Source organism: Pseudomonas khavaziana, assembly GCF_036704165.1.
Classification (GTDB): Bacteria; Pseudomonadota; Gammaproteobacteria; order Pseudomonadales; family Pseudomonadaceae; genus Aquipseudomonas; species Aquipseudomonas khavaziana.
In genome coordinates this window covers 2657285-2676958 of record NZ_CP129946.1, presented here as the reverse complement: position 1 = coordinate 2676958, position 19674 = coordinate 2657285, and the positions used below count along the sequence as shown (strand labels likewise).

The following is a 19674-nucleotide window of genomic DNA, read 5'->3' as shown; positions in this document are numbered from 1 at the left end:
CCTTCAAGCATTGCGCACCCTGATCATGAAGCCTTAATCTCGTCAGCCACTCACACCGCGAAAGCAATGGAGGCTGCATGAAACTGGTCGGAATGCTGGACTCGCCCTACGTACGCCGCGTGGCGATTTCCCTGGACCTGTATGGGATGGAGTTTGTGCATGAGCCGCTGTCGGTGTTCAGCACCTTCGCGGAGTTTTCCCAGGTCAACCCCGTGGTCAAGGCGCCTACGCTGGTGCTGGATGACGGCACAGTGCTGATGGATTCGAGCCTGATCCTCGATTACCTCGAAACCTTGGCGCCAGCTGACAAGAAGCTGCTGCCCCAACAACCGGCGGCACGCGCCCACGACCTGCACCTGCTCGGGTTGGCCCTCGCGGCCTGTGAAAAGAGCGTGCAGATCGTCTATGAACACAAACTGCGCCCAGCCGAAAAACTGCATGCGCCGTGGATCGAGCGGGTCAGCGGGCAATTGCTGGCGGCTTATGCGTTGCTGGACAAGCAACTGGACGACGGCGAAGCGCTGACCCAGGCATCAATTACGGCGGCGGTCGCCTGGTCGTTCAGCCAGTTCACCGTGGCCTCGGTGGTGAAGGCGGATGCGTTCCCCAACCTGAAGCGCCATGCTGAACGCCTCGAACAGCACCCGGCGTTCAAGCGTTACCCCATCGCATAAACACCACCGTTCAAATGTGGGAGGGGGCTTGCTCCCGATGGCGGCGGGTCAGCTGATGCATCTGTAGCTGATCCACCGCGATCGGGAGCAAGCCCCTCCCACACTCGACCTTCATCGTTTTGATAATCGCGTTTCTACACCCAGCCGCCGTCAACGATGAAGTTCTGCGCCGAACACATCGCCGAGGCGTCCGAGGCCAAAAACAACGCCATATTGGCGATGTGTTCCGGCATCACACTGCCGGGCAGGCATTGGCTGCGGGCGATGAGCTCCCTGGCCGCATCGTCAACCCACATGGCCAGCTGCTTTTCCGTCATCACCCAGCCCGGCACCAGCGTATTGACGCGGATATGGCTGGGCCCCAATTCCCGCGCCAGGCCGCGGGTCATGCCGTGGGCCGCGGCCTTGCTGGCGGCGTACACCGGGTAACCGGCCGAGGCCATCATCCAGCCGACCGAGCCCAGGTTGATGATCGAGCCCCCACCGGCCTCTTTCATCATCGGTACTACCGCCTTGGCGGCGAAGAAAGCGTGCTTGAGGTTGACCGCAATCAGCCGGTCGAACATTTGCGAGTCGATTTCTTCCAGGCTGTGGCGCACGTCATTGGCTGCATTATTCACCAGCACCGTGATCGGCCCCAGCGACTGCTCGAAACGCCCGATGGCGGCGCGGTAGCCAATTTCGTCAGTGATGTCGCAGCACTCGAACTCGACGGTAAAGCCTTTGGAATTCAACAGCGCAGCCAAGCGTTCGCCCTGGCTTTGCGCACGGTCCACGAACCCCACTTTGGCGCCTTGGGCAGCAAAGGCGCGCACCATGAATTCACCAATCCCCGAGGCACCGCCGGAAATCAGCACGGTTTTGTCCTTGAGGTCGGGATAAATCGCTTGCTGGGTAGTCATATCAGTGATCGCTCTGCTTAATTAGTCTTATTTTATTTTGCAAATACGCCGTTAAAGGCTATAAATCCGGGGTCATTACGACAAAATATCTCAAATTAGTAGAACTATTCCATCCAAAACAACAAAAGGAAGTTCGACCATGAAGCACCCTCGTTACCTGCTGTCCGGTCTGGCGCTGTCCATGCTGGTCGCCAGCGGCGGCACCCAGGCCGCCGGCCTGACCAGCGAACACAAACCCTTCGGCAAAACCAATGACGGCACCGCCGTCGAACAGTACATATTGCGCAACAGCCATGGCATGCAAGCCACGGTCATCACCTACGGCGGCGTATTACAGTCGCTGAAGGTGCCGGACAAACACGGCAAGGTCGACGACGTTGTGCTGGGTTTCGATGACGTGCAGGGCTATCAGGCCGGCACGGCATTTTTTGGCGCAACCATCGGCCGTTTCGGCAACCGCCTGGCTGGCGGCGCCTTCGAGCTCGACGGCAAACGCTACCAGGTGCCGCTCAACGACGGTCCCAACTCCCTGCATGGCGGCGCCCAAGGCTTCGACAAGCAGGTATGGCAAGCCCAGCCGGTCAAGGACAAGGACTCGGTGGGCGTCACCCTCACCTACCTGTCCAAGGACGGTGAAATGGGCTTCCCCGGTAACCTGAAGACCGAAGTCACTTACCGCCTCAACGACAACAACGAACTGCACATCGACTACAAGGCCACCACCGACAAACCGACGGTACTCAACCTGACCAACCACAGCTACTTCAACCTCGCCGGCGCGGGTAACGGCGACATTCTCAAGCAGGTCGCCACCCTGCATGCCAGCCACTACACCCCCGTGAACGCTACCCTGATCCCCACCGGTGAACTGGCGCCAGTCAAGGGCACGCCAATGGACTTCCTGAAGCCCACGCCTATCGGCCAGCACATTAAGGCGGACCATCCGCAGCTCAAGTTCGCCGAACCGAAACAGGGTGGGTTCGATTTCAACTGGGCGCTGGACACCAAGGGTGACATCAAGCAGCTCGCCGCGGACGTGCATGACCCTGAGTCGGGCCGGCGCTTGCAGCTCTACACCAGCGAACCGGGTGTGCAGTTCTATACCAGCAACTTCCTCGATGGTTCGGTGAAGGGTAAAGGGGGCAAGACATATCAGCATTGGAGCGGGTTTACCCTGGAGACCCAGCATTTTCCGGATGCGCCTAACCAGCCAGGCTTTGCCTCAACTCGTTTGAATCCTGGGCAGACCTATACCCAACACACCCTTTTCAAATTCTCCGCCGATTAAAACTGTGGGAGGGGGCTTGCTCCCGATAGCGGTGGGTCAGTTGATGCATCTGTAACTGACCCACCGCTATCGGGAGCAAGCCCCCTCCCACATTTAGTCCTCACCTGGCTTGGGTTAGCGTTGTTTCATGCGGTCGATGACCACGGCCAGGAGCAGGATCGAGCCGCGAATCACGTACTGGTAGAACGTGTCGATGTTCTTCAGGTTCATCGCGTTCTCGATGATCGCCAGGATCAGCACCCCAGCGATCACGTGGCGGATCATGCCGATGCCGCCGCTCAGCGATACCCCGCCCAGTACGCACGCCGAAATCACCGTCAGCTCGAAGCCCTGGCCGATCATCGGTTGGCCGGAGGTCATGCGCGAGGCGAGGATCACCCCGGCCAGCGCGCCGATCAGGCCATGAACGGCGAAGATCAGGATCTTGGTGCGGTCCACGTTGACCCCGGCCAACAGCGCCGCTTCCGGGTTGCCGCCGATGGCCATGGTGTTGCGCCCGTAGGTCGTGTAGTTGAGCAGCCAGCCGAAGAACAGGAAGCAGACGATGGTGATCAGGATCGGCACCGGCACGCCGAACAGTTGGCCGTTGCCGAAGACGAAAAACTGCTCCTCGGAGACCCCTACTGCCTTGCCGTCGGCAAAAATGTACGCCAGGCCGCGCACGATCTGCATGGTCGCCAAGGTGGTGATCAAGGCGTTGACCCGCAGCTTGGCGATCACGATGCCATTGATCAGCCCCACCATCAGGCCCATCAGCAACGCCGCGCCAATGCCCAGCATCACGCTGTCGGTATCGCGCATCACAATCGCCGCCACCACTCCGGCACAGGCGATCACCGAGCCCACCGACAAGTCGAAGTGCCCCGAGGCCAGGCAGAACAGCATGGTGCACGCGGCAATACCTACGGTGGAAATCGCCAGGCCCAGGCCGCGCATGTTCAGCGGCGACAGGAAGTTATCAATCAACAAGGCGCACAGCACAAAGATGCCCACTGCCGCCAACAGCATCGCCCAGTTGTCGAGCAATGCGCGCATATCGAGGGGTTTGCGTGCCGAGGGCAACGCGTTGGGTTGGGTTGTCATCGTCTTCTCTCAGTTCGCCACGCCGCGTGGCAAGGCCAGTTGCAGCAGGTTGGATTCGGTGGCGTGTTCACGCCGTTGTTCGCCACGCAGGGCACCTTCGCACAGCACCAGAATGCGATCGGCAATGCCCATCACTTCCATCAGGTCGCTGGACACCACGATCACCGCAATGCCGCTGGCCGCCAGGTTATGGATGATCTGGTAGATCTCTGACTTGGCGCCGATATCGATGCCACGGGTGGGCTCGTCCAGCAGCAGCACCTTCATCGGCATCGACAGCCAGCGGCCGAGAATGGCCTTCTGTTGGTTGCCACCGGACAGGTACATGATCTTCTGCGCGGCGTTTGGGGTTTTGACCCGCATCGCCTGGATCTGCCGGTCGGCGTTGCCCTTCTCCCAGCCGTCGCGCAGCAGCCAGCCAAAGGTGGAATGCGCCGCGCGGGCACTGATGTTGATGTTTTCGGCAACGCTGGCCAGTGGGATGATGCCTTCTTTCTTGCGGTCCTCCGGGCACAGCAAGATGCCGGCGGCGATGGCGTCGCGGGGTGAGCGCAACTGCAGCGCTTGGCCGCACAGCGCCAGGCTGCCGGCGCTGGCGCGCTCCAGGCCACTGAGCAAACGAAACAGCTCGGTGCGCCCCGCGCCCACCAGCCCGAACAGGCCCAGGATCTCGCCCTTGCGCACCTGGAAACTGATCGGATCACGCAGCCCCGGGCCGAGCAGGCCGTCGACCTTGAGCGCCACCTCGCCCTGCTCCCGCGGGCGGTAGTCGTAGATGTCCTGGATATCGCGGCCGACCATGCAGGTCACCAACTGGTCGTGGGTCAGGCTGCTCATGTCTTCGAAGGTGCGCACATAGCGACCGTCCTTGAACACCGTCACCGCGTCGCAGATACGGAACACCTCTTCCATGCGGTGCGACACGTAGAGCACCACTTTGCCCTCATCCCGCAGGCGCGCGATGATCGCCATCAGCCGGTCGATTTCCCGCGCCGACAAGCTGCTGGTGGGCTCATCGAAGGCGATCACGTTGGCACCACGGGACAGCGCCTTGGCGATTTCCACCAGTTGGCGCTGGCCCAGGGACAGGCGCCCGAGCTTCTCGTCGGGGTCGATCTCATCGGCCAGGCCCTTGAGGCACGCCAGCGCCTGCTGGCGCAGCAAGCCGCGATTGACCACGCCCAGGCGCGTCGGCAAGTGCCCGAGGAACAGGTTCTCGGCGACGCTCATTTCCGGCACCAGGTGCAGTTCCTGGTGGATCACCGCGACGCCGCTGGCGATGCTGTCGGCGGCATTTTTGAACGCCATGACCTGCGCGCCGATCTGCACGCTGCCGCTGCTGGGGATGTAGGCGCCGCCGAGGATCTTCAGCAGCGTCGACTTGCCCGCACCGTTCTCGCCCATCAGGGCGTGCACCTGCCCGGGGTGGGCGGTGAAGCTGATGCCATCCAGCGCCTTGACCCCGGGAAAGGTTTTGCCGATCGCGTCGAAACGCAGGGCCGCAGCGGTCATTTCCACAGCCCGATCTTGGTCAGTTCTTCCTGGAAGTTTTCGCGGGTGATCAGGGTGACTTCGTCCATGGCGGTGTACTTAGCAGGTTCCTTGCCTTTGGTGACCCATTCGTACATCGCCAGCGCGGTGTTGTAGCCCTCGATATGCGGGCTCGGCAGCATGGAGCCGAAGAAACCGCTGTCGGCTTTCTTCAATTCGCCGATGGCATCGGTGCCATTGATGCCGATGCCAATCACGTTGGCCGCCTTGAAGCCGGCGCTTTCAGTGGCGCGCACGCCGCCGAGCACGGTGTTGTCGTTCATGCCGCCGATGATCAGGTTTTTCGCGCCACTGGGCAGCTTGACCAGGGCCGAGTTGGTGGCGTCCATGCTGCCGGGAACGTCGAGGGTTTTAAGCGCGGCGGTGAGGATGTGATCCTTGGGAATGCCGGCTTCTTCCAGGGATTTGATCGAGCCGTCGGTGCGCTTTTTACCGGTGTCGAGCTCGTTGAAGGTGTTGATCACCGCATAGGTGTCCTTCCAGTCCCAGCCACGTTTCTTCGCCTCGGCGGCCATGGCGGCGCCCTGCTTCTGGCCCACTTCGAAGGCGGCCATGCCCAGGTACGGCACATCCTCCATGAAGTTGCCCTTGGCATCGACAAAGCGGTCATCCACGGCCATGACTTTCAGGCCATTGACCTTGGCCTTGGCGACGATGGCCGGGCCCAGGGACACGTCCGGTGGGCAGATCACAAAACCCTTGGCGCCGTTGGCGGCCAGGCTGTCGATGGCCGAGAGGGTTTTCTCGCCGTCGGGCACGGCGATCTTGATCACGGTGAAACCGTGTTCCTTGCCGGCTTTTTCGGCGAAGGCCCATTCGGTTTGAAACCAGGGTTCTTCGGCCTGCTTGACCAGGAAGCCGATCTTGACTTCTTCAGCGGCAAGCAACAGGCCGCTCAAGCTCATGGCCGAGACCGCCACAGCGGCGCAGCATAGGGAACGCAAACCACGACGACGATTCATACGGGTGACTCCTTGTTGTTGTTTTGGGGCATACGTAGAACTTTGTAGGAGCGAGCTTGCTCGCGAAAAGCCCGAGGGCGACGCGTTCATCCAGCATGACCGCGTTATCGTTGACGTTTTTCGCGGGCAAGCCCGCTCCTACAGGTTATCCGGCGAAGCGGTGACAGGGCTTACCTGGCACGTCGACCTCAATGGCCAATACCGCACCATCAAGGGGGTGACCCAAGGGGCTGGCGGCGCTGGTGATATACAACGTGGTCAGGTCGGGCCCACCGAACACGCAACTGGTGGGACGGCTGACGGGCAGTTCGATGATGCGGTCCACCTTGCCAAGGGGCGTCAGGCGCAGCAGGCAACTGCCGTCCCAACGGGCATTCCAGATGTAGCCTTCGGCGTCCATGGCCGAACCGTCCGGGCCGCCCCGCTCGTGGGGCCCGAACCACATCCGCGCGGGATCGAGTTGGCCGTCAGGCTGAATTGCATGGTGGTACAGCGTGCCGTCCATGCTGTCGCCGAAATGCACGTGACCACCGTCTTCACTCCAGAGCAGTGTGTTGGGAATGCCCAGGCCGCTGAGCAGCGGCGTGACCGTGGCATCGGAATCGATGCGGAACAATCCTCCGGAACGCCGGGTGATAGGCAAGTCCTCGCCTTGCTCACCGATATTGTTCTGCATGGTGCCCAGCCACAGCCGGCCCTGGGCATCGCAGCGCGCTTCATTGCCGCGGTTGCCGGGTTGCGGGTCGGCGACGCACAGCAGGGTCAGCGCTTCGGTGGCCAGGTCCAGGCGATACACGCCGCTGCTCAAGGTCACCAGCGCATCGCCGCTTTCACAGGGGATGAATGCCGAGACATGCTCGGGCAATTGCCAGACCTGCAACTCACCGCCCATCAGGCGCAGGGCCTGTTTGGCGGCGATATCCACCCAATAAAGCGCCTGGGATCGAACATCCCAGAACGGCCCCTCGCCCAACCGGGCACGGTGTGGGGTCACTGCATTCACTGTCATGAAGCCTCCTGGTGACTTACAGCGAATCGCGGGATGGCGTGCCATCCACCAGCCGCTGGATACGCAACGGGTTGGCGTTTTTCAACGCCTCGGGCAGCAGGCTATCAGGGTAGTTCTGGAAGCACACCGGGCGCAGGAAGCGGTCGATGGCCAGGGTGCCGACCGACGTGCCGCGGGCGTCGGACGTTGCCGGATACGGCCCGCCGTGCACCATCGAATCGCAGACTTCGACGCCAGTGGGATAACCGTTGAGCAGGATGCGCCCGACTTTCTGCTCCAGCAGCGGCGTGAGTTCGGCGAACTGTTGCAGGTCAGCCGGTTCGCCGATGATGGTGGCGGTCAATTGCCCGTGCAACCCCTGCAAGGCGGTGCTGAGCTGAGCCTGGTCGGCAACTTCGACGAACACCGTGGTGGGGCCGAACACTTCTTCCTGCAGCACTTCGTCGCCGTCGATCAACAGGCGTACATCCGCCTTGAACAGCTGCGGTTGAGCCTGGTTGCCCGATTGCGCGTTACCCGCCAGGTGCTGGATGCCTGGGTGAGCCAACAGTTTTTCCAGGCCCTTGCCATAGCTGCCCAAAGTGCCGGCGTTGAGCATGGTCTGCGCCGGTTGCGCACCGATCAATTGCGCGACCTGTTGAGTGAACGCCGTGAATTGTGGCGACGCGATACCGATGACCAGGCCGGGGTTGGTGCAGAACTGGCCGCAGCCCTGCACCACGGAGGCGGTCAGGTCGCGGGCCACGCTTTCGGCGCGGGCGTGCAAGGCCTGGGGCAGCACGATCACCGGGTTGATGCTCGACATCTCGGCAAACACCGGGATCGGTTGCGGACGTGCCGCGGCCATGTCGCACAGAGCACGACCGCCCTTGAGCGAGCCGGTGAAACCCACGGCCTGGATCGCCGGATGCTTGACCAGGGCTTCGCCGACGCCGCCGCCGAAGATCATGTTGAATACCCCCGCCGGCATCTCGGTGGCCTCGGCCGCGCGGATGATCGCATCGGCCACCTGCTCGGCCGTCGCCATGTGCCCGCTGTGGGCCTTGAACACCACGGGGCAGCCTGCGGCCAACGCAGCGGCGGTATCGCCACCGGCCGTGGAAAAGGCCAGGGGGAAGTTGCTGGCACCGAACACCGCCACCGGGCCCAGGCCGATACGGTATTGGCGCAGGTCCGGGCGTGGCAGCGGCTGGCGATCCGGCAAGGCTTTATCGATACGCGCTCCGTAGAAATCGCCACGGCGCAGCACCGTGGCGAACAGGCGCATCTGGCCGCTGGTGCGCCCGCGCTCGCCTTTGATGCGGGCGGCAGGCAGCGCGGTTTCGCGGCAGACCAAATCGATGAAGTTATCGCTCAGGGCATCCAGCTCGTCGGCTATCGCGTCCAGGAACTGCGCACGGCGCGCGGCACTCAGCGCACGGAACGCCGGATACGCAGCGGCGGCGGCCTTGGCGGCGGCATCGACCTCTTGCGGTGTGGCCTGGTAGAAATCCTGCGGCAAGGCTTCACCGCTGGTGGCATCGACGCTTTGCAGCTTGACGTTGCCGTTGGCGCTGCGCTGGCCGCCGATATAGTTGTGGCCGAGGAACTGGGTCATGTTGATCTCCTTAAAGAGGGGTGACTTGGCCGGGTTCAAATGCCGCATCGCTGCTGCCGATACCGTTGATCAACGGCGCGCCGAATTCAGCCTGGCTGATCTCGAACACGTCGCCCGGCTGGGTACGTATACCGTCGGCAAATGACAGCGTAGCGGTGCCGAAGAAGTGAATATGCACATCCCCCGGCTTGAGGAACTGGCTGTATTTGAAGTGGTGATACTCAAGGTTTTCCAGGCTGTGGCACATATTGGCCTCGCCACTGAGGAATTCGTTCCGCCAGATTTCCTCGCCATTGCGCAGGATGCGGCTGCTGCCGGCCAGGTGCTGGGGCAGCTCGCCCACGCGCAGTTCCGGGCCATAGCTGCAACTGCGCAGCTTGGAATGGGCCAGGTACAGGTAGTTCTTGCGTTCCATCACATGGTCGGAAAACTCATTGCCCACCGCGAAGCCCAGGCGGTAGGGTTTGCGGTCGTGGCCGATCACGTAGAGGCCGCCGATCTCCGGCTCTTCGCCAGCGTCTTCAGCAAACGGCGGCACCGCAAAGGCGGCGCCCGGGCGTACGACAATGCTGCCGTCGCCCTTGTAGAACCACTCCGGCTGCACGCCTGCCTGGCCGGCCGCAGGCTTGCCGCCCTCCACGCCCCATTTGAAGATGCGCATGGTGTCGGTCATGGCGCTGTCGTCGCCGGCCTGCTGGTGCATCTTGTCGCGGGCCGAAGCGCTGCCCAGGTGGGTCAGGCCGGTGCCGCTGATCAGCATATGGGCCGGGTCCGGGTGGTCCAGTGGCGGCAGGATCTTCAGCTCGGCCAGCAGCGCGGCGTAGTCATGGCTGTCGCCCAGGCCCAGGCCCTGCACCTGTTGCACAAGGCCCGTGCCGGCCTTGATGGCGCCCAGCGCCAACTCGCGTACGCTGTGTGCGCCCTGCACTTCGCGCAGGGTGTTGCCTTCCACAACGCCGACGCGGCGCTCACCGTTACCCAACTCGAACTGAACTAGACGCATGCATTTTCTCCAGGATTTAAGTGCGTGTGGCGCCACGGGCGCTGGCGGCGAATTGGTCGACCGGCAGCACGTGCTTGCGCTCCAGCACGCGGTAGACCACGAGGGTCAAGACCAGCCCGAACACCATCACGCCGGATAAGAAGTACAGGCCCGAGGCCAGGTTGCCGGTGTACTCCTTGAGCGCACCGATCACGAACGGGCCGATGTAGCCGCCGAGATTGCCCACCGAGTTGATCAAGGCGATACCGGCGGCCGCGCTGGCCCCGGCAAAAAAGCGCCCCGGCAAGGTCCAGAACACCGCGGTGCAGGAAAACATGGCGAACGCCGCCAGGCACAGCGCGGCCATCTGCAGCACCGGCACACTCAGCCAGGCGCTGCAGAACAGGCCAATGGCGCCGAGCACATACAGCACTGCGAGATGGCCGTAGCGATCATTCAAGCGGTCGGAACTGCGCGGGATAATCAACAGGCCGATGATGCCGAAGATATACGGCACGGCGGAGATGAAGCCGGTGGTGAGGTCGCTGCCGCCGAACTGCTTGATCAGGGTCGGCAGCCACAGCCCCAGGCCGTATATGCTCAGGGTCACCGGCAGGTAGAACAGCGCCAACAGCAGCACGCGCTTGTCCTTGAGGGCATGCAACGGATTGCCATGGCGGGTCTGGCCGTAGGCTTGCAGGTCTTTTTCCAGCTCGCCGGTGAGCCAGGTCTTTTCTTGCTCGCTCATCCAGCTGACCTGTTTCGGGCCGTCCGGCAGGTAGCGCAGCACCGGCCAGGTCAGCAGGATCGCCGGGGTGCCGATCACGATAAACAGCCACTGCCAGCCGTGCAGGCCAAGGATGCCGTCCATGCCGAGCAGACCGCCGGACACGGGCCCCGTAATCATCATCGCGATGGGCTGGGAGAGGATGAACAGCCCGAGGATCTTGCCGCGATGGCGTACCGGGAACCATTGGGTGATGTAGTACAGCACGCCAGGAAAGAACCCCGCCTCCGCCGCGCCGAGCAGAAAGCGCATTACATAGAAGCTGTGCGGGCCCTGCACGAAGGCCATGCCGATGGTGATGGCGCCCCAGGTGATCATGATGCGCGCAAACCAGCGCCGCGCGCCGAAGCGGTCGAGCATCAGGTTGCTGGGGATTTCGAACAGGAAATAGCCAATGAAGAACAGCCCGGCACCGAGGCCATAGGCGGCGTCACCGATGCCGACGTCGGCGCCCATGTGCAGCTTGGCGAACCCTACGGCGGAACGGTCCACGTAGGCGATCAGGTACAGCAGGATCAGGAAGGGAATCAGTTTCAGCGTGATGCGCCGAATAAGCCGCAATTCCTGGCTCATGGGGTCGATCTCCGATTGTTGTTTTTATAGAAGCTCGGGGGACGCCTCTCGCGAAATCCGCCAGGGTCATACCTCAGTTGAGATCGACTATATAGTAGGACTATTTGCAAAACAACACTTCCAAAGCATCGATTTTGCGCTTATGTTTAACCACGCATAGAACATATAGTCATACAATAAGAGAATCGATCATGCCTGACAAAAAGCCCGGCCTACGCTCCGCCCAGTGGTTTGGTACCGCCGACAAGAACGGCTTCATGTACCGCAGCTGGATGAAGAACCAGGGCATTGCCGACCACCAGTTCCATGGCAAGCCGATCATCGGCATCTGCAATACCTGGTCGGAGCTGACCCCGTGCAACGCGCACTTCCGCCAGATCGCCGAGCACGTCAAGCGCGGCGTGATCGAGGCCGGCGGCTTCCCGGTGGAATTCCCGGTGTTTTCCAACGGTGAATCCAACCTGCGCCCTACCGCCATGCTCACCCGCAACCTGGCGAGCATGGATGTGGAGGAAGCCATTCGCGGCAACCCCATCGATGGCGTGGTGCTGCTGACCGGTTGCGACAAGACCACCCCGGCGCTGCTGATGGGTGCGGCCAGTTGCGATGTGCCGGCCATCGTGGTCACCGGCGGGCCGATGCTCAATGGCAAGCACAAGGGCCAGGACATTGGCTCAGGCACCGTGGTGTGGCAGCTCAGCGAACAGGTCAAGGCCGGCACCATCACCCTGGATGACTTCCTCGCGGCCGAAGGCGGCATGTCACGCTCGGCGGGCACCTGCAACACCATGGGCACGGCGTCGACCATGGCCTGCATGGCCGAGGCACTGGGCACGTCCCTGCCCCACAACGCGGCGATCCCGGCGGTGGATGCGCGGCGTTATGTGCTGGCGCATATGTCGGGCATGCGTGCGGTAGAGATGGTGCGCGAAGACTTGAAGCTGTCGAAGATCCTCACCAAGGAAGCGTTTGAAAACGCCATCCGGGTAAACGCGGCCATCGGCGGTTCGACCAACGCGGTGATCCACTTGAAAGCCATTGCCGGGCGCATCGGGGTTGAACTCGACCTGGATGACTGGACCCGCATCGGCCGCGGCATGCCGACCATCGTCGACCTGCAACCGTCCGGGCGCTTCCTGATGGAAGAGTTCTACTATGCCGGTGGCTTGCCCGCGGTACTACGTCGCCTCGGTGAAGCCAACCTGATCCCCCATCCCGATGCCTTGACCGTCAACGGCAAGTCCCTGGGCGAGAACACCAAGGACTCGCCGATCTACGGCCAGGATGAAGTGATCCGCACCCTCGACAACCCGATCCGCGCCGACGGCGGCATCTGCGTGTTGCGCGGCAACCTGGCGCCCCTGGGTGCGGTGCTCAAGCCATCGGCGGCCAGTCCCGAGCTGATGCAGCATCGCGGCCGTGCGGTGGTGTTCGAGAACTTCGACATGTACAAGGCGCGCATCAACGACCCGGACCTGGACGTGGACGCCAACTCGATCCTGGTCATGAAGAACTGCGGCCCCAAGGGTTACCCGGGCATGGCCGAAGTCGGCAACATGGGCTTGCCGGCCAAGCTGCTGGGCCAGGGTGTGACCGACATGGTGCGTATTTCCGATGCACGCATGAGCGGCACCGCCTACGGCACCGTGGTCTTGCATGTGGCGCCGGAAGCCGCTGCCGGCGGGCCGTTGGCCACGGTGCAGGAAGGCGACTGGATCGAGCTCGATTGTGCCAATGGCCGCCTGCACCTGGACATCCCCGACGCCGAGCTGGCGGCACGCATGGCCGACCTCAAGCCGGCGCAGAACCTGATCGTCGGCGGGTATCGCCAGTTGTACATCGACCATGTGCTGCAGGCCGACCAAGGCTGTGATTTCGACTTCCTGGTGGGTTGCCGTGGCGCCGAAGTCCCACGGCATTCCCACTAATTGGGATGCTATGATGCGGCGAATCTAAGCCAGAGCCTATCCGTCGTTATGGATCACCAGCCGCCCAAGCCGCGCAAGAGCCAGCATGCCCAGATCGTCCAGGACTTGGGCATGCACATCGTTTCCGGCCGCTTCAAGCCTGAAGAACGGTTGCCCATGGAAGCCACGCTGTGCGAGGAATACCAGGTCAGCCGCTCGGTATTGCGCGAGGCGACGCGGGTGCTGAGCGCCAAGGGCCTGGTGTATTCCAAGCCGCGGGTGGGCGCGGTGGTGCGGCCGCGCTTGAAATGGCACCTGCTCGACCCGGACGTGCTGTCCTGGTTGATGCAGTCCACACCCCACAGCGAGTTCTTCAACACCCTGGCCGGGGTGCGTCGTATCCTGGAGCCGGAAATCGCCGCCATGGCCGCGACCACCGCCACCGATGAAGACATCGCCACCATCGAACAAGCCTACCAGGGCATGGAAACCGCGCAGACCCACGAACAGCTGTTGCAGGCCGACCTGGACTTTCACCGTGCGATTGCCGACGCCACCCGTAACGACCTGCTCGCCTATATGTGCAACATGCTCTCGCTGCCGTTGCGCGAGTCGATCAACATCACCAACCGCCGTCCGGATATCCAGGGTTTGAGCCTGCCCCGGCACAAGGCGATCCTCACCGCGATCCAGAACCGCGATGCCTTGGGGGCGCGGCACGCCTCGCTGGTGCAATTGGATGACACACGGGTGGCGCTGGATACGGTGATGAATGTGCTGACGCCGTTGTGACCCGGCGCTGTGGCACTTATTCCTGATTATTGGCGTTGGCTCTGGGGCAGGTGTTATCTCCGTCTTTTTTCAGCGCCAGCACCGCTTGGCGCTCGGACAACAAGTGGGTAATGGCCCCGCCGATAGCGGCGGAAATAAGTGCCAGGGCTTCTTTGGGCAGATTGATCGCCGCCCAGGTCAACCCGCCGATCAACAAAATGACAAAGAGGATATTGAAGCGCGACACGCCGAGTTTGATCGAGCGGACGATATCGGAGGTGTCCTGCATTTTTTCGAAGCGCTTGAGGTCTTCGAACTTGCGCACCGACTCCAGGGTTTCCAGGTAATGGGTTTCGGCGCGCTTCAATTTCTTGATCACCTCGGCCTCTAGCATGACCTCCTCTATCTCGATCCTGACCAGGCTGATATTGGCGCCTGGCCGGCCGAGTATTTCCGAACTCAGCGAACTCTCGGCCAGCTCGGCCAATAGATAGGTGTACGAGGTCTCGCTGATTTCCTTGACGTACTTTTGCAGGGCTGAGGTGTAGCACTTGGTGGCGTAACGGGTGAAGAGACGCTCGGCGTCGTTGGTCTTTTTAATCAGTTCATCGGTTTCACTGACAAGTTCCCGTTCCATTTTCAATATCCCTATCAAGCGTGGCTTCGAAAAGCATGGGCGCCGACAACTAGGCTGACACGTTAATGGCAAACATCTCTCCATGGTCCTGCACTGTCTACTGTCAACCTTGACAGTCATGCAGATCCAAATGTGGGAGGGGAGGTGCAACGATTCGAGTGGCACCGATGGCGGTGTATCAGCCCCGCATATGCTGGTTGAAATAATGCTATCGGGAGCAAGCCCCCTCCCACATGAGATATGCATGCCAGGCTGACAGAGAGCCCCCTGGACGCATGCAGTCCAAATGTGGGGGGGCGGTGCGACGATTCGACTTGCTCCCGATAGCGGTGGATCAGCACCAGATACCTGGCTGACATACCTATATCGGGGCATAGGTATCTACACAACTGACCGTGCCGACTTGCTGCTTGCTCTTGCTCTTGCTTTTGCTCTGCTTTTGATTTTAGGCGCCCCGTCAAACCACGCTGGCCGGAATTCGACAGGGATTTGGGGGGTAAACCGGCAGGGATGCCGGTTTAGCCGCCCCGCGCCATGGATGGCGCGTGGCGGCGGCCCCCCAAATCCCTGGCGGATTACGGGCACACCGAGCCTGGGCGAGGTGCCGAGTGGTGGGGCAAGAGCGTTTTGGTTACTTTTGCGCTTTTCAAAAGTGACCCGCTGTAAAAGCCAGCCCTTTCAAGGTCTTTGCCTAAATCGCGTCCTACGCCAATTCCAGGCTGAAATTAAGAAATAAACGAGTTGAATTTGGCTCAGCCAGCATCTCTTTTGGTCAAAAAACGATCATATTTTGGGGCTTTTTCCAAAGACCTTGAAAGGGCTGGCTGTAAAAGCGGAACCAATAGCAGCCGTTACCGCAGAAATGGATATGTACTCGGTATGATCCAACATCCTGGTCGGCTGTCAGGCCGCCATCGGGGGCAAGTCGAATCGTCGCACCGCCCCTCCCACATTTTGGACCTGTGTATAGCGCGTTATAGGGTGTAGGAAATTCCAACCTGCACCGTACGCGGCGCACCTGGGTAGGCATAGATATTGCCGAACGCCCCTTCCTCATACTCGCGATTGAACAGGTTCTTCACGTCCAGGTTCAGGCGTACCTGCTCATTGACCTTGTAATAGCCGAGCAGGTCGACCACGGTGTAGGCGTCCATCGAGAAGCCAGTGTTGGCGGTCTGGCCGGCGCGCTGGTCGACGTACTTGCCGCCGGCCCCCAGGCCCAGGCCTTTGAGCGCGCCGTCCTGGAACTCGTAGACGTTGAGCAGGCTGAAGCTGTTGCGCGGGATGTTCATCAGGCGGGTGCCGGCACGGAAGGTGTTGTCGCGGGTGACCTCGGCATCCACGTAGGCGTAGCCGCCAATCACGCGCCACTCGGGTGTAAGGTTGCCCGCCACGTTCAGGTCGAAGCCGCGGCTGCGCACCTGGCCAGCGGCGACGCTGAAGGTGTTGGTGGGGTCGGCCGGGTCGTTGGTCAGCACATTTTTCTTTTCGATCTGGTAGATCGCCGCGTCGACACTCAGTTGACGATCGAGCGCCTCCCACTTGATCCCCATCTCATAGGACTTGCCTTTCTCCGGTGCAAAACCACCGCCTTCACGGCTGGCGCCGGTATTGGGCTTGAACGAACGGGCGGCGTCGGCATAGACCGCGACGGTGTCGGTGAGGTCGTAGATCACGCCCACACGCGGGGTGACCGCGTTGTCAGCGGCGGTCCAGGGTTTTACCCCCGTTACGTAGCTTTCATAGTCATGCTCAAAACGCTCGAAACGCGCCCCTGCCAAGACCTTCAAGCGCTCGGTCAGCGCCACCTGATCCTGGATAAACGCCGCATAGGTCTTGAGGTTCTCCTTGTCGTGGGTCGGCGTGCGCGTCAGCGGCGGACGGGCCTGGCCATACGCCGGATTGAAAATGTCGATCGGATAGGTACCCGGGACCGCACTGGAGCGTTGAATGATCGACTTGTAGTCGTAATCCTCGTACTCGATACCAGTGAGCAAGGTGTGATCGAAGCCGCCCGTGGAAAAGTGCCCGGTCAGGTTGAGCTGGTAATCCTTGTCGGTCCATTCCAGCTTGCGGTAGTTGAAGTTGCGTTGCAGGGTGCGGCCATCGGTGCCCAGGCTGCCCGCCCCATTGGCTTCGATGGCATTGCCTTTCAAACTGCCGTCCAACCACTGGAAACCAACGCCCAGGGTCCAGTTGTCGTTGAGCGCATGCTCGAAACGCAACTGCGCCATATTGTTGTCGTTGTGCAGCTTGCCGGCGTCCTTGTCGCCCCAGAACGTATCGCGCGACGGCGTGCTGCGCTGGTTGGGCAGGCGCGTCAGGCCACGGTCCAGCGGGTGGTTGTTGCGCATGAAGTCGCCTTCGAAGGTCACCTTGGTGTCATCGCTGGCCTGCCAGGTGATCACCGGAGTCACGCCATAGCGCTCGGTCTCGACATGATCGCGGAAGGTATCGCCGCCCTCACCCACCACGTTCAGGCGATAGGCCAGGCGGCCCTCCTCGTCCAGCGGGCCAGAGGCATCCAGGGTGCCACGCTTCATGCCCTGGTCATTCACTTGGCTGCCCAGGGTAACGGTGCGTTCGGCCAGGGGCTGCTTGGACACCACGTTGAAGGTGCCACCGGGGTCGCCACGGCCGTAGAGCATGGTCGCCGGACCACGCAATACCTCAAGACGCTCGATGGTATTGGCGTCCGGCATGTTCGGGTAGCCGCGGTTGATCGGGAAACCATTGCGATAGAACTCACCGGTAGTAAAGCCACGCACGGTGAAGGTGGTCAGGCCCTGGCCGCCGAAGTTGTTGGCGCGGCCGACACCGCCGGCATAGTCGAGGGCATCCTGCAGGCGCGTCGCACCGATGTCCTCGACCACGTCCTTGGATACAACGCTGATGGATTGCGGGGTCTCATGAATGGAGGTGTCGGTACGCGTCGCACTGGCTGATCGTGTGGCGTGGTAACCCTGCACCGGGCCCTGGGCCGACTCGAAGTCGGCGGTGGCGGTGACGTTGGTGGCTTGCAACTCGATACTGGCAGTTTCTGCCGGGGCGTCCTCTGACCACGCAAAGGGGGAAAACGCCTGAAGCACACAAATGGAAATCAGGGTACGACGCATGGGTGTTGAACCTAGTGAAAGAGCCAGATGGGACGGCAAACCTGCCAAGAATTCGCGAGCATCATAGCCCAGTCGATTCTCATTTGGCATCCATTCTCATTTGTTATTTTTCACGTATCTGCCGTGTATCGAATGGCTCGGTCTTTACCTGGCTACGAGGATCAAAATGTGGGAGGGGGCTTGCTCCCGATGGCGGCCTGACAGCCGACCAGGATATTGGATCATACCGAGTACATATCCATTTCTGCGGTAACGGCCACTTAGGGTTCCGCCCTGACGGCGGGTCACTTTGGAAAAGAGCCCCAAAGTAACCAAAGGGCTCTTGCCCCACCACTCGGCACCTCGCCTAGGCTCGGTGTGCCCGTAATCCGACAGGGATTTGGGGGGCCGCCGCCACGCGCCATCCATGGCGCGGGGCGGCTAAACCGGCATCCCTGCCGGTTTACCCCCCAAATCCCCGTCGAATTCCGGCCAGCGTGGTTTAACGGGGCGCCTAAGATCAAGATCAAAAGCAGATCAAGATCAAGAGCGGCTCGCTGCGCGTCGTGGTTACCTACGCGCCGATAGCAGTGGGTCAGTCTGACTGTTTTTGACTGATACACCTATATCGGGAGCGAGTCGAATCGGCTCTAAGGCTGCCACACAAACAATCCCTCTGCCCGCCTCAGCGATAGCGTTCCAACCAATGCGCGTAAGGCGCCGGCAAGGTCCAGGAGGATTTTTCCACGCCCAGCTCCTTGGCGGCAAAGTACGCCCAATGCGGATCGGCCAAGTGGGCACGCCCTACCGACACCAGGTCCAGGTGCCCGGCCTGCAACGCGCTTTCGGCCAGTTGCGGGGTACCGAAGCCCCAGGCGGATGTCACCGGGATACCGGCTTCACGACGCACACGTTCGGCAATCGGCCCCATGAAGGCCGGGCCCCACGGAATGTTGGTATCGGGAATGGTGAAACCGACGCTGACGCTCAGCAGGTCGAGGCCACCGTCCTTGAAGCGGCGCGCCAGCTCGATGGACTCGGTGAGGGTCTGCTCATCACGGCCGTCGTATTCGATCACGCCGAACCGCGCGGTAAGCGGCAGGTTTTCCGGCCAGACCTCACGCACGGCGGCCAGGGTTTCCAGGAGGAAGCGGCTGCGGTTGTCGAAGCTGCCACCGTAGGCATCGGTGCGCTGGTTGGAATGCTCGGAGAAAAAGCTCTGGCCCAGGTAGCCGTGGGCGAAGTGCAGCTCGATCCATTCAAAACCGGCGTCACGGGCGCGGCGGGCGGCGTCGACGAAGTCCTGCTGGACGCGGGCGATATCGTCCAGGGTCATGGCACGCGGTACGTTGGGCAGGTTGGCCCCGAACGCGATGGCCGAAGGGGCGATGGTTTCCCAGCTGCGTGCATCGGAAGCCGGGATGTGGTCATCGCCTTCCCATGGGCGGTTGGCGCTGGCCTTGCGACCGGCGTGGGCGATCTGAATGCCCGGCACCGAGCCTGCGGCCTTGATGGCCTTGACCATGGGCACGAACGCCTGGGCATGGGCGTCGCTCCAGATACCGGCGCAGCCTGGGGTGATACGTCCTTCGGGAGCGACTGCGGTGGCCTCGACCACCAGCAGGCCGGCCCCGCCACGGGCCATGCCTGCCAGGTGCACGTGGTGCCAATCGTTGACCATGCCGTCGTCGGCCATGTATTGGCACATCGGCGGGATGGCAATGCGATTGCGCAAGGTAACGTCTTTAAGTTTGAACGGTTCGAACAAGGCGGACATCAGATACTCCGGGGAAGGGTGTGTGATTCGATAGTTCGATGGTAATCGAACTATGGTATTGAACGCTACCCCCCTGTTA

General features: G+C 61.7%; 15 protein-coding genes. 4 read left to right on the top strand and 11 right to left on the bottom strand.

What is annotated here, in order from left to right:
- Nucleotides 1-77 precede the first annotated feature (77 nt).
- Nucleotides 78-674 (top strand): glutathione S-transferase family protein, encoded by a 597-nt coding sequence (locus QYQ93_RS11965; RefSeq protein ID WP_338477026.1) that lies wholly within the window; start codon nucleotides 78-80, stop codon nucleotides 672-674.
- Nucleotides 675-808: 134 nt separating this feature from the next.
- On the opposite strand, the gene QYQ93_RS11960 is transcribed toward QYQ93_RS11965, so the two are convergent.
- The gene (locus tag QYQ93_RS11960) at nucleotides 809-1576 is read right to left on the bottom strand and encodes an SDR family NAD(P)-dependent oxidoreductase (protein WP_043051575.1); all 768 of its coding nucleotides are present in this window, start codon (nucleotides 1574-1576) and stop codon (nucleotides 809-811) included.
- Between the two features lie 139 nt (nucleotides 1577-1715).
- Between QYQ93_RS11960 and QYQ93_RS11955 the strand changes: the two genes are divergently transcribed.
- Nucleotides 1716-2864 (top strand): aldose epimerase family protein, encoded by a 1149-nt coding sequence (locus QYQ93_RS11955; RefSeq protein ID WP_043051576.1) that lies wholly within the window; start codon nucleotides 1716-1718, stop codon nucleotides 2862-2864.
- Between the two features lie 114 nt (nucleotides 2865-2978).
- Here QYQ93_RS11955 and araH read toward each other — a convergent pair whose 3' ends face one another.
- The 7 genes from araH to QYQ93_RS11920 all read right to left on the bottom strand — a co-directional run bounded on the left by araH (nucleotide 2979) and on the right by QYQ93_RS11920 (nucleotide 11408).
- Complete coding sequence (araH, locus tag QYQ93_RS11950) at nucleotides 2979-3947, bottom strand: L-arabinose ABC transporter permease AraH (protein WP_057011311.1); 969 nt, start codon at nucleotides 3945-3947, stop codon at nucleotides 2979-2981.
- 9 nt (nucleotides 3948-3956) lie between these two features.
- Entirely contained in the window at nucleotides 3957-5459 is a 1503-nt protein-coding gene (araG, locus tag QYQ93_RS11945) for an L-arabinose ABC transporter ATP-binding protein AraG (protein ID WP_338477024.1), read from the bottom strand.
- Entirely contained in the window at nucleotides 5456-6460 is a 1005-nt protein-coding gene (locus QYQ93_RS11940) for a substrate-binding domain-containing protein (RefSeq protein WP_338477022.1), read from the bottom strand. Before QYQ93_RS11940 ends, araG begins: the two co-directional genes overlap by 4 nt.
- A gap of 145 nt (nucleotides 6461-6605) precedes the next feature.
- Complete coding sequence (locus tag QYQ93_RS11935; protein ID WP_338477020.1) at nucleotides 6606-7469, bottom strand: SMP-30/gluconolactonase/LRE family protein; 864 nt, start codon at nucleotides 7467-7469, stop codon at nucleotides 6606-6608.
- A gap of 16 nt (nucleotides 7470-7485) precedes the next feature.
- Nucleotides 7486-9066, bottom strand: coding sequence for an aldehyde dehydrogenase (NADP(+)) (locus tag QYQ93_RS11930; protein ID WP_338477019.1), 1581 nt, complete (start codon nucleotides 9064-9066; stop codon nucleotides 7486-7488).
- 10 nt (nucleotides 9067-9076) lie between these two features.
- Nucleotides 9077-10069, bottom strand: coding sequence for an AraD1 family protein (gene araD1, locus QYQ93_RS11925; RefSeq protein ID WP_043051032.1), 993 nt, complete (start codon nucleotides 10067-10069; stop codon nucleotides 9077-9079).
- 16 nt (nucleotides 10070-10085) lie between these two features.
- Nucleotides 10086-11408, bottom strand: coding sequence for an MFS transporter (locus tag QYQ93_RS11920; protein WP_046072158.1), 1323 nt, complete (start codon nucleotides 11406-11408; stop codon nucleotides 10086-10088).
- A 191-nt stretch (nucleotides 11409-11599) separates the two neighbouring features.
- Here QYQ93_RS11920 and QYQ93_RS11915 point away from each other — a divergent pair, with 191 nt between their 5' ends.
- Both QYQ93_RS11915 and QYQ93_RS11910 read left to right on the top strand, forming a co-directional pair.
- Nucleotides 11600-13336 (top strand): IlvD/Edd family dehydratase, encoded by a 1737-nt coding sequence (locus tag QYQ93_RS11915; protein WP_338477017.1) that lies wholly within the window; start codon nucleotides 11600-11602, stop codon nucleotides 13334-13336.
- A gap of 48 nt (nucleotides 13337-13384) precedes the next feature.
- On the top strand, nucleotides 13385-14107 hold the full coding sequence (locus QYQ93_RS11910; RefSeq protein WP_034119145.1) for a FadR/GntR family transcriptional regulator: 723 nt from the start codon (nucleotides 13385-13387) through the stop codon (nucleotides 14105-14107).
- Between the two features lie 16 nt (nucleotides 14108-14123).
- Here the strand turns inward: QYQ93_RS11910 and QYQ93_RS11905 are convergent, their stop codons facing one another.
- From QYQ93_RS11905 to QYQ93_RS11895, 3 genes are all read right to left on the bottom strand, one after another.
- The gene (locus QYQ93_RS11905; protein WP_043051029.1) at nucleotides 14124-14723 is read right to left on the bottom strand and encodes a hypothetical protein; all 600 of its coding nucleotides are present in this window, start codon (nucleotides 14721-14723) and stop codon (nucleotides 14124-14126) included.
- A gap of 974 nt (nucleotides 14724-15697) precedes the next feature.
- A complete protein-coding gene (locus QYQ93_RS11900) occupies nucleotides 15698-17839 on the bottom strand; it encodes a TonB-dependent receptor (RefSeq protein ID WP_338477015.1) in 2142 nt (713 codons plus the stop codon).
- Nucleotides 17840-18503: 664 nt separating this feature from the next.
- Nucleotides 18504-19595, bottom strand: a complete 1092-nt coding sequence (locus QYQ93_RS11895; RefSeq protein ID WP_043051027.1) for an NADH:flavin oxidoreductase/NADH oxidase — start codon at nucleotides 19593-19595, stop codon at nucleotides 18504-18506.
- Between the last annotated feature and the right edge of the window lie 79 nt (nucleotides 19596-19674).

Excerpts from the sequence above, each read along its gene's own strand:
- QYQ93_RS11935 (WP_338477020.1), bottom strand. The coding sequence starts at position 7,469 with ATGACAGTGAATGCAGTGACCCCACACCGTGCCCGGTTGGGCGAGGGG.
- QYQ93_RS11955 (WP_043051576.1), top strand. The coding sequence starts at position 1,716 with ATGAAGCACCCTCGTTACCTGCTGTCCGGTCTGGCGCTGTCCATGCTG.
- QYQ93_RS11900 (WP_338477015.1), bottom strand. The coding sequence starts at position 17,839 with ATGCGTCGTACCCTGATTTCCATTTGTGTGCTTCAGGCGTTTTCCCCC.
- QYQ93_RS11965 (WP_338477026.1), top strand. The coding sequence starts at position 78 with ATGAAACTGGTCGGAATGCTGGACTCGCCCTACGTACGCCGCGTGGCG.
- QYQ93_RS11905 (WP_043051029.1), bottom strand. The coding sequence starts at position 14,723 with ATGGAACGGGAACTTGTCAGTGAAACCGATGAACTGATTAAAAAGACC.
- QYQ93_RS11930 (WP_338477019.1), bottom strand. The coding sequence starts at position 9,066 with ATGACCCAGTTCCTCGGCCACAACTATATCGGCGGCCAGCGCAGCGCC.
- QYQ93_RS11940 (WP_338477022.1), bottom strand. The coding sequence starts at position 6,460 with ATGAATCGTCGTCGTGGTTTGCGTTCCCTATGCTGCGCCGCTGTGGCG.
- QYQ93_RS11960 (WP_043051575.1), bottom strand. The coding sequence starts at position 1,576 with ATGACTACCCAGCAAGCGATTTATCCCGACCTCAAGGACAAAACCGTG.
- araH (WP_057011311.1), bottom strand. The coding sequence starts at position 3,947 with ATGACAACCCAACCCAACGCGTTGCCCTCGGCACGCAAACCCCTCGAT.
- QYQ93_RS11895 (WP_043051027.1), bottom strand. The coding sequence starts at position 19,595 with ATGTCCGCCTTGTTCGAACCGTTCAAACTTAAAGACGTTACCTTGCGC.
- QYQ93_RS11915 (WP_338477017.1), top strand. The coding sequence starts at position 11,600 with ATGCCTGACAAAAAGCCCGGCCTACGCTCCGCCCAGTGGTTTGGTACC.
- QYQ93_RS11910 (WP_034119145.1), top strand. The coding sequence starts at position 13,385 with ATGGATCACCAGCCGCCCAAGCCGCGCAAGAGCCAGCATGCCCAGATC.
- araG (WP_338477024.1), bottom strand. The coding sequence starts at position 5,459 with ATGACCGCTGCGGCCCTGCGTTTCGACGCGATCGGCAAAACCTTTCCC.
- araD1 (WP_043051032.1), bottom strand. The coding sequence starts at position 10,069 with ATGCGTCTAGTTCAGTTCGAGTTGGGTAACGGTGAGCGCCGCGTCGGC.
- QYQ93_RS11920 (WP_046072158.1), bottom strand. The coding sequence starts at position 11,408 with ATGAGCCAGGAATTGCGGCTTATTCGGCGCATCACGCTGAAACTGATT.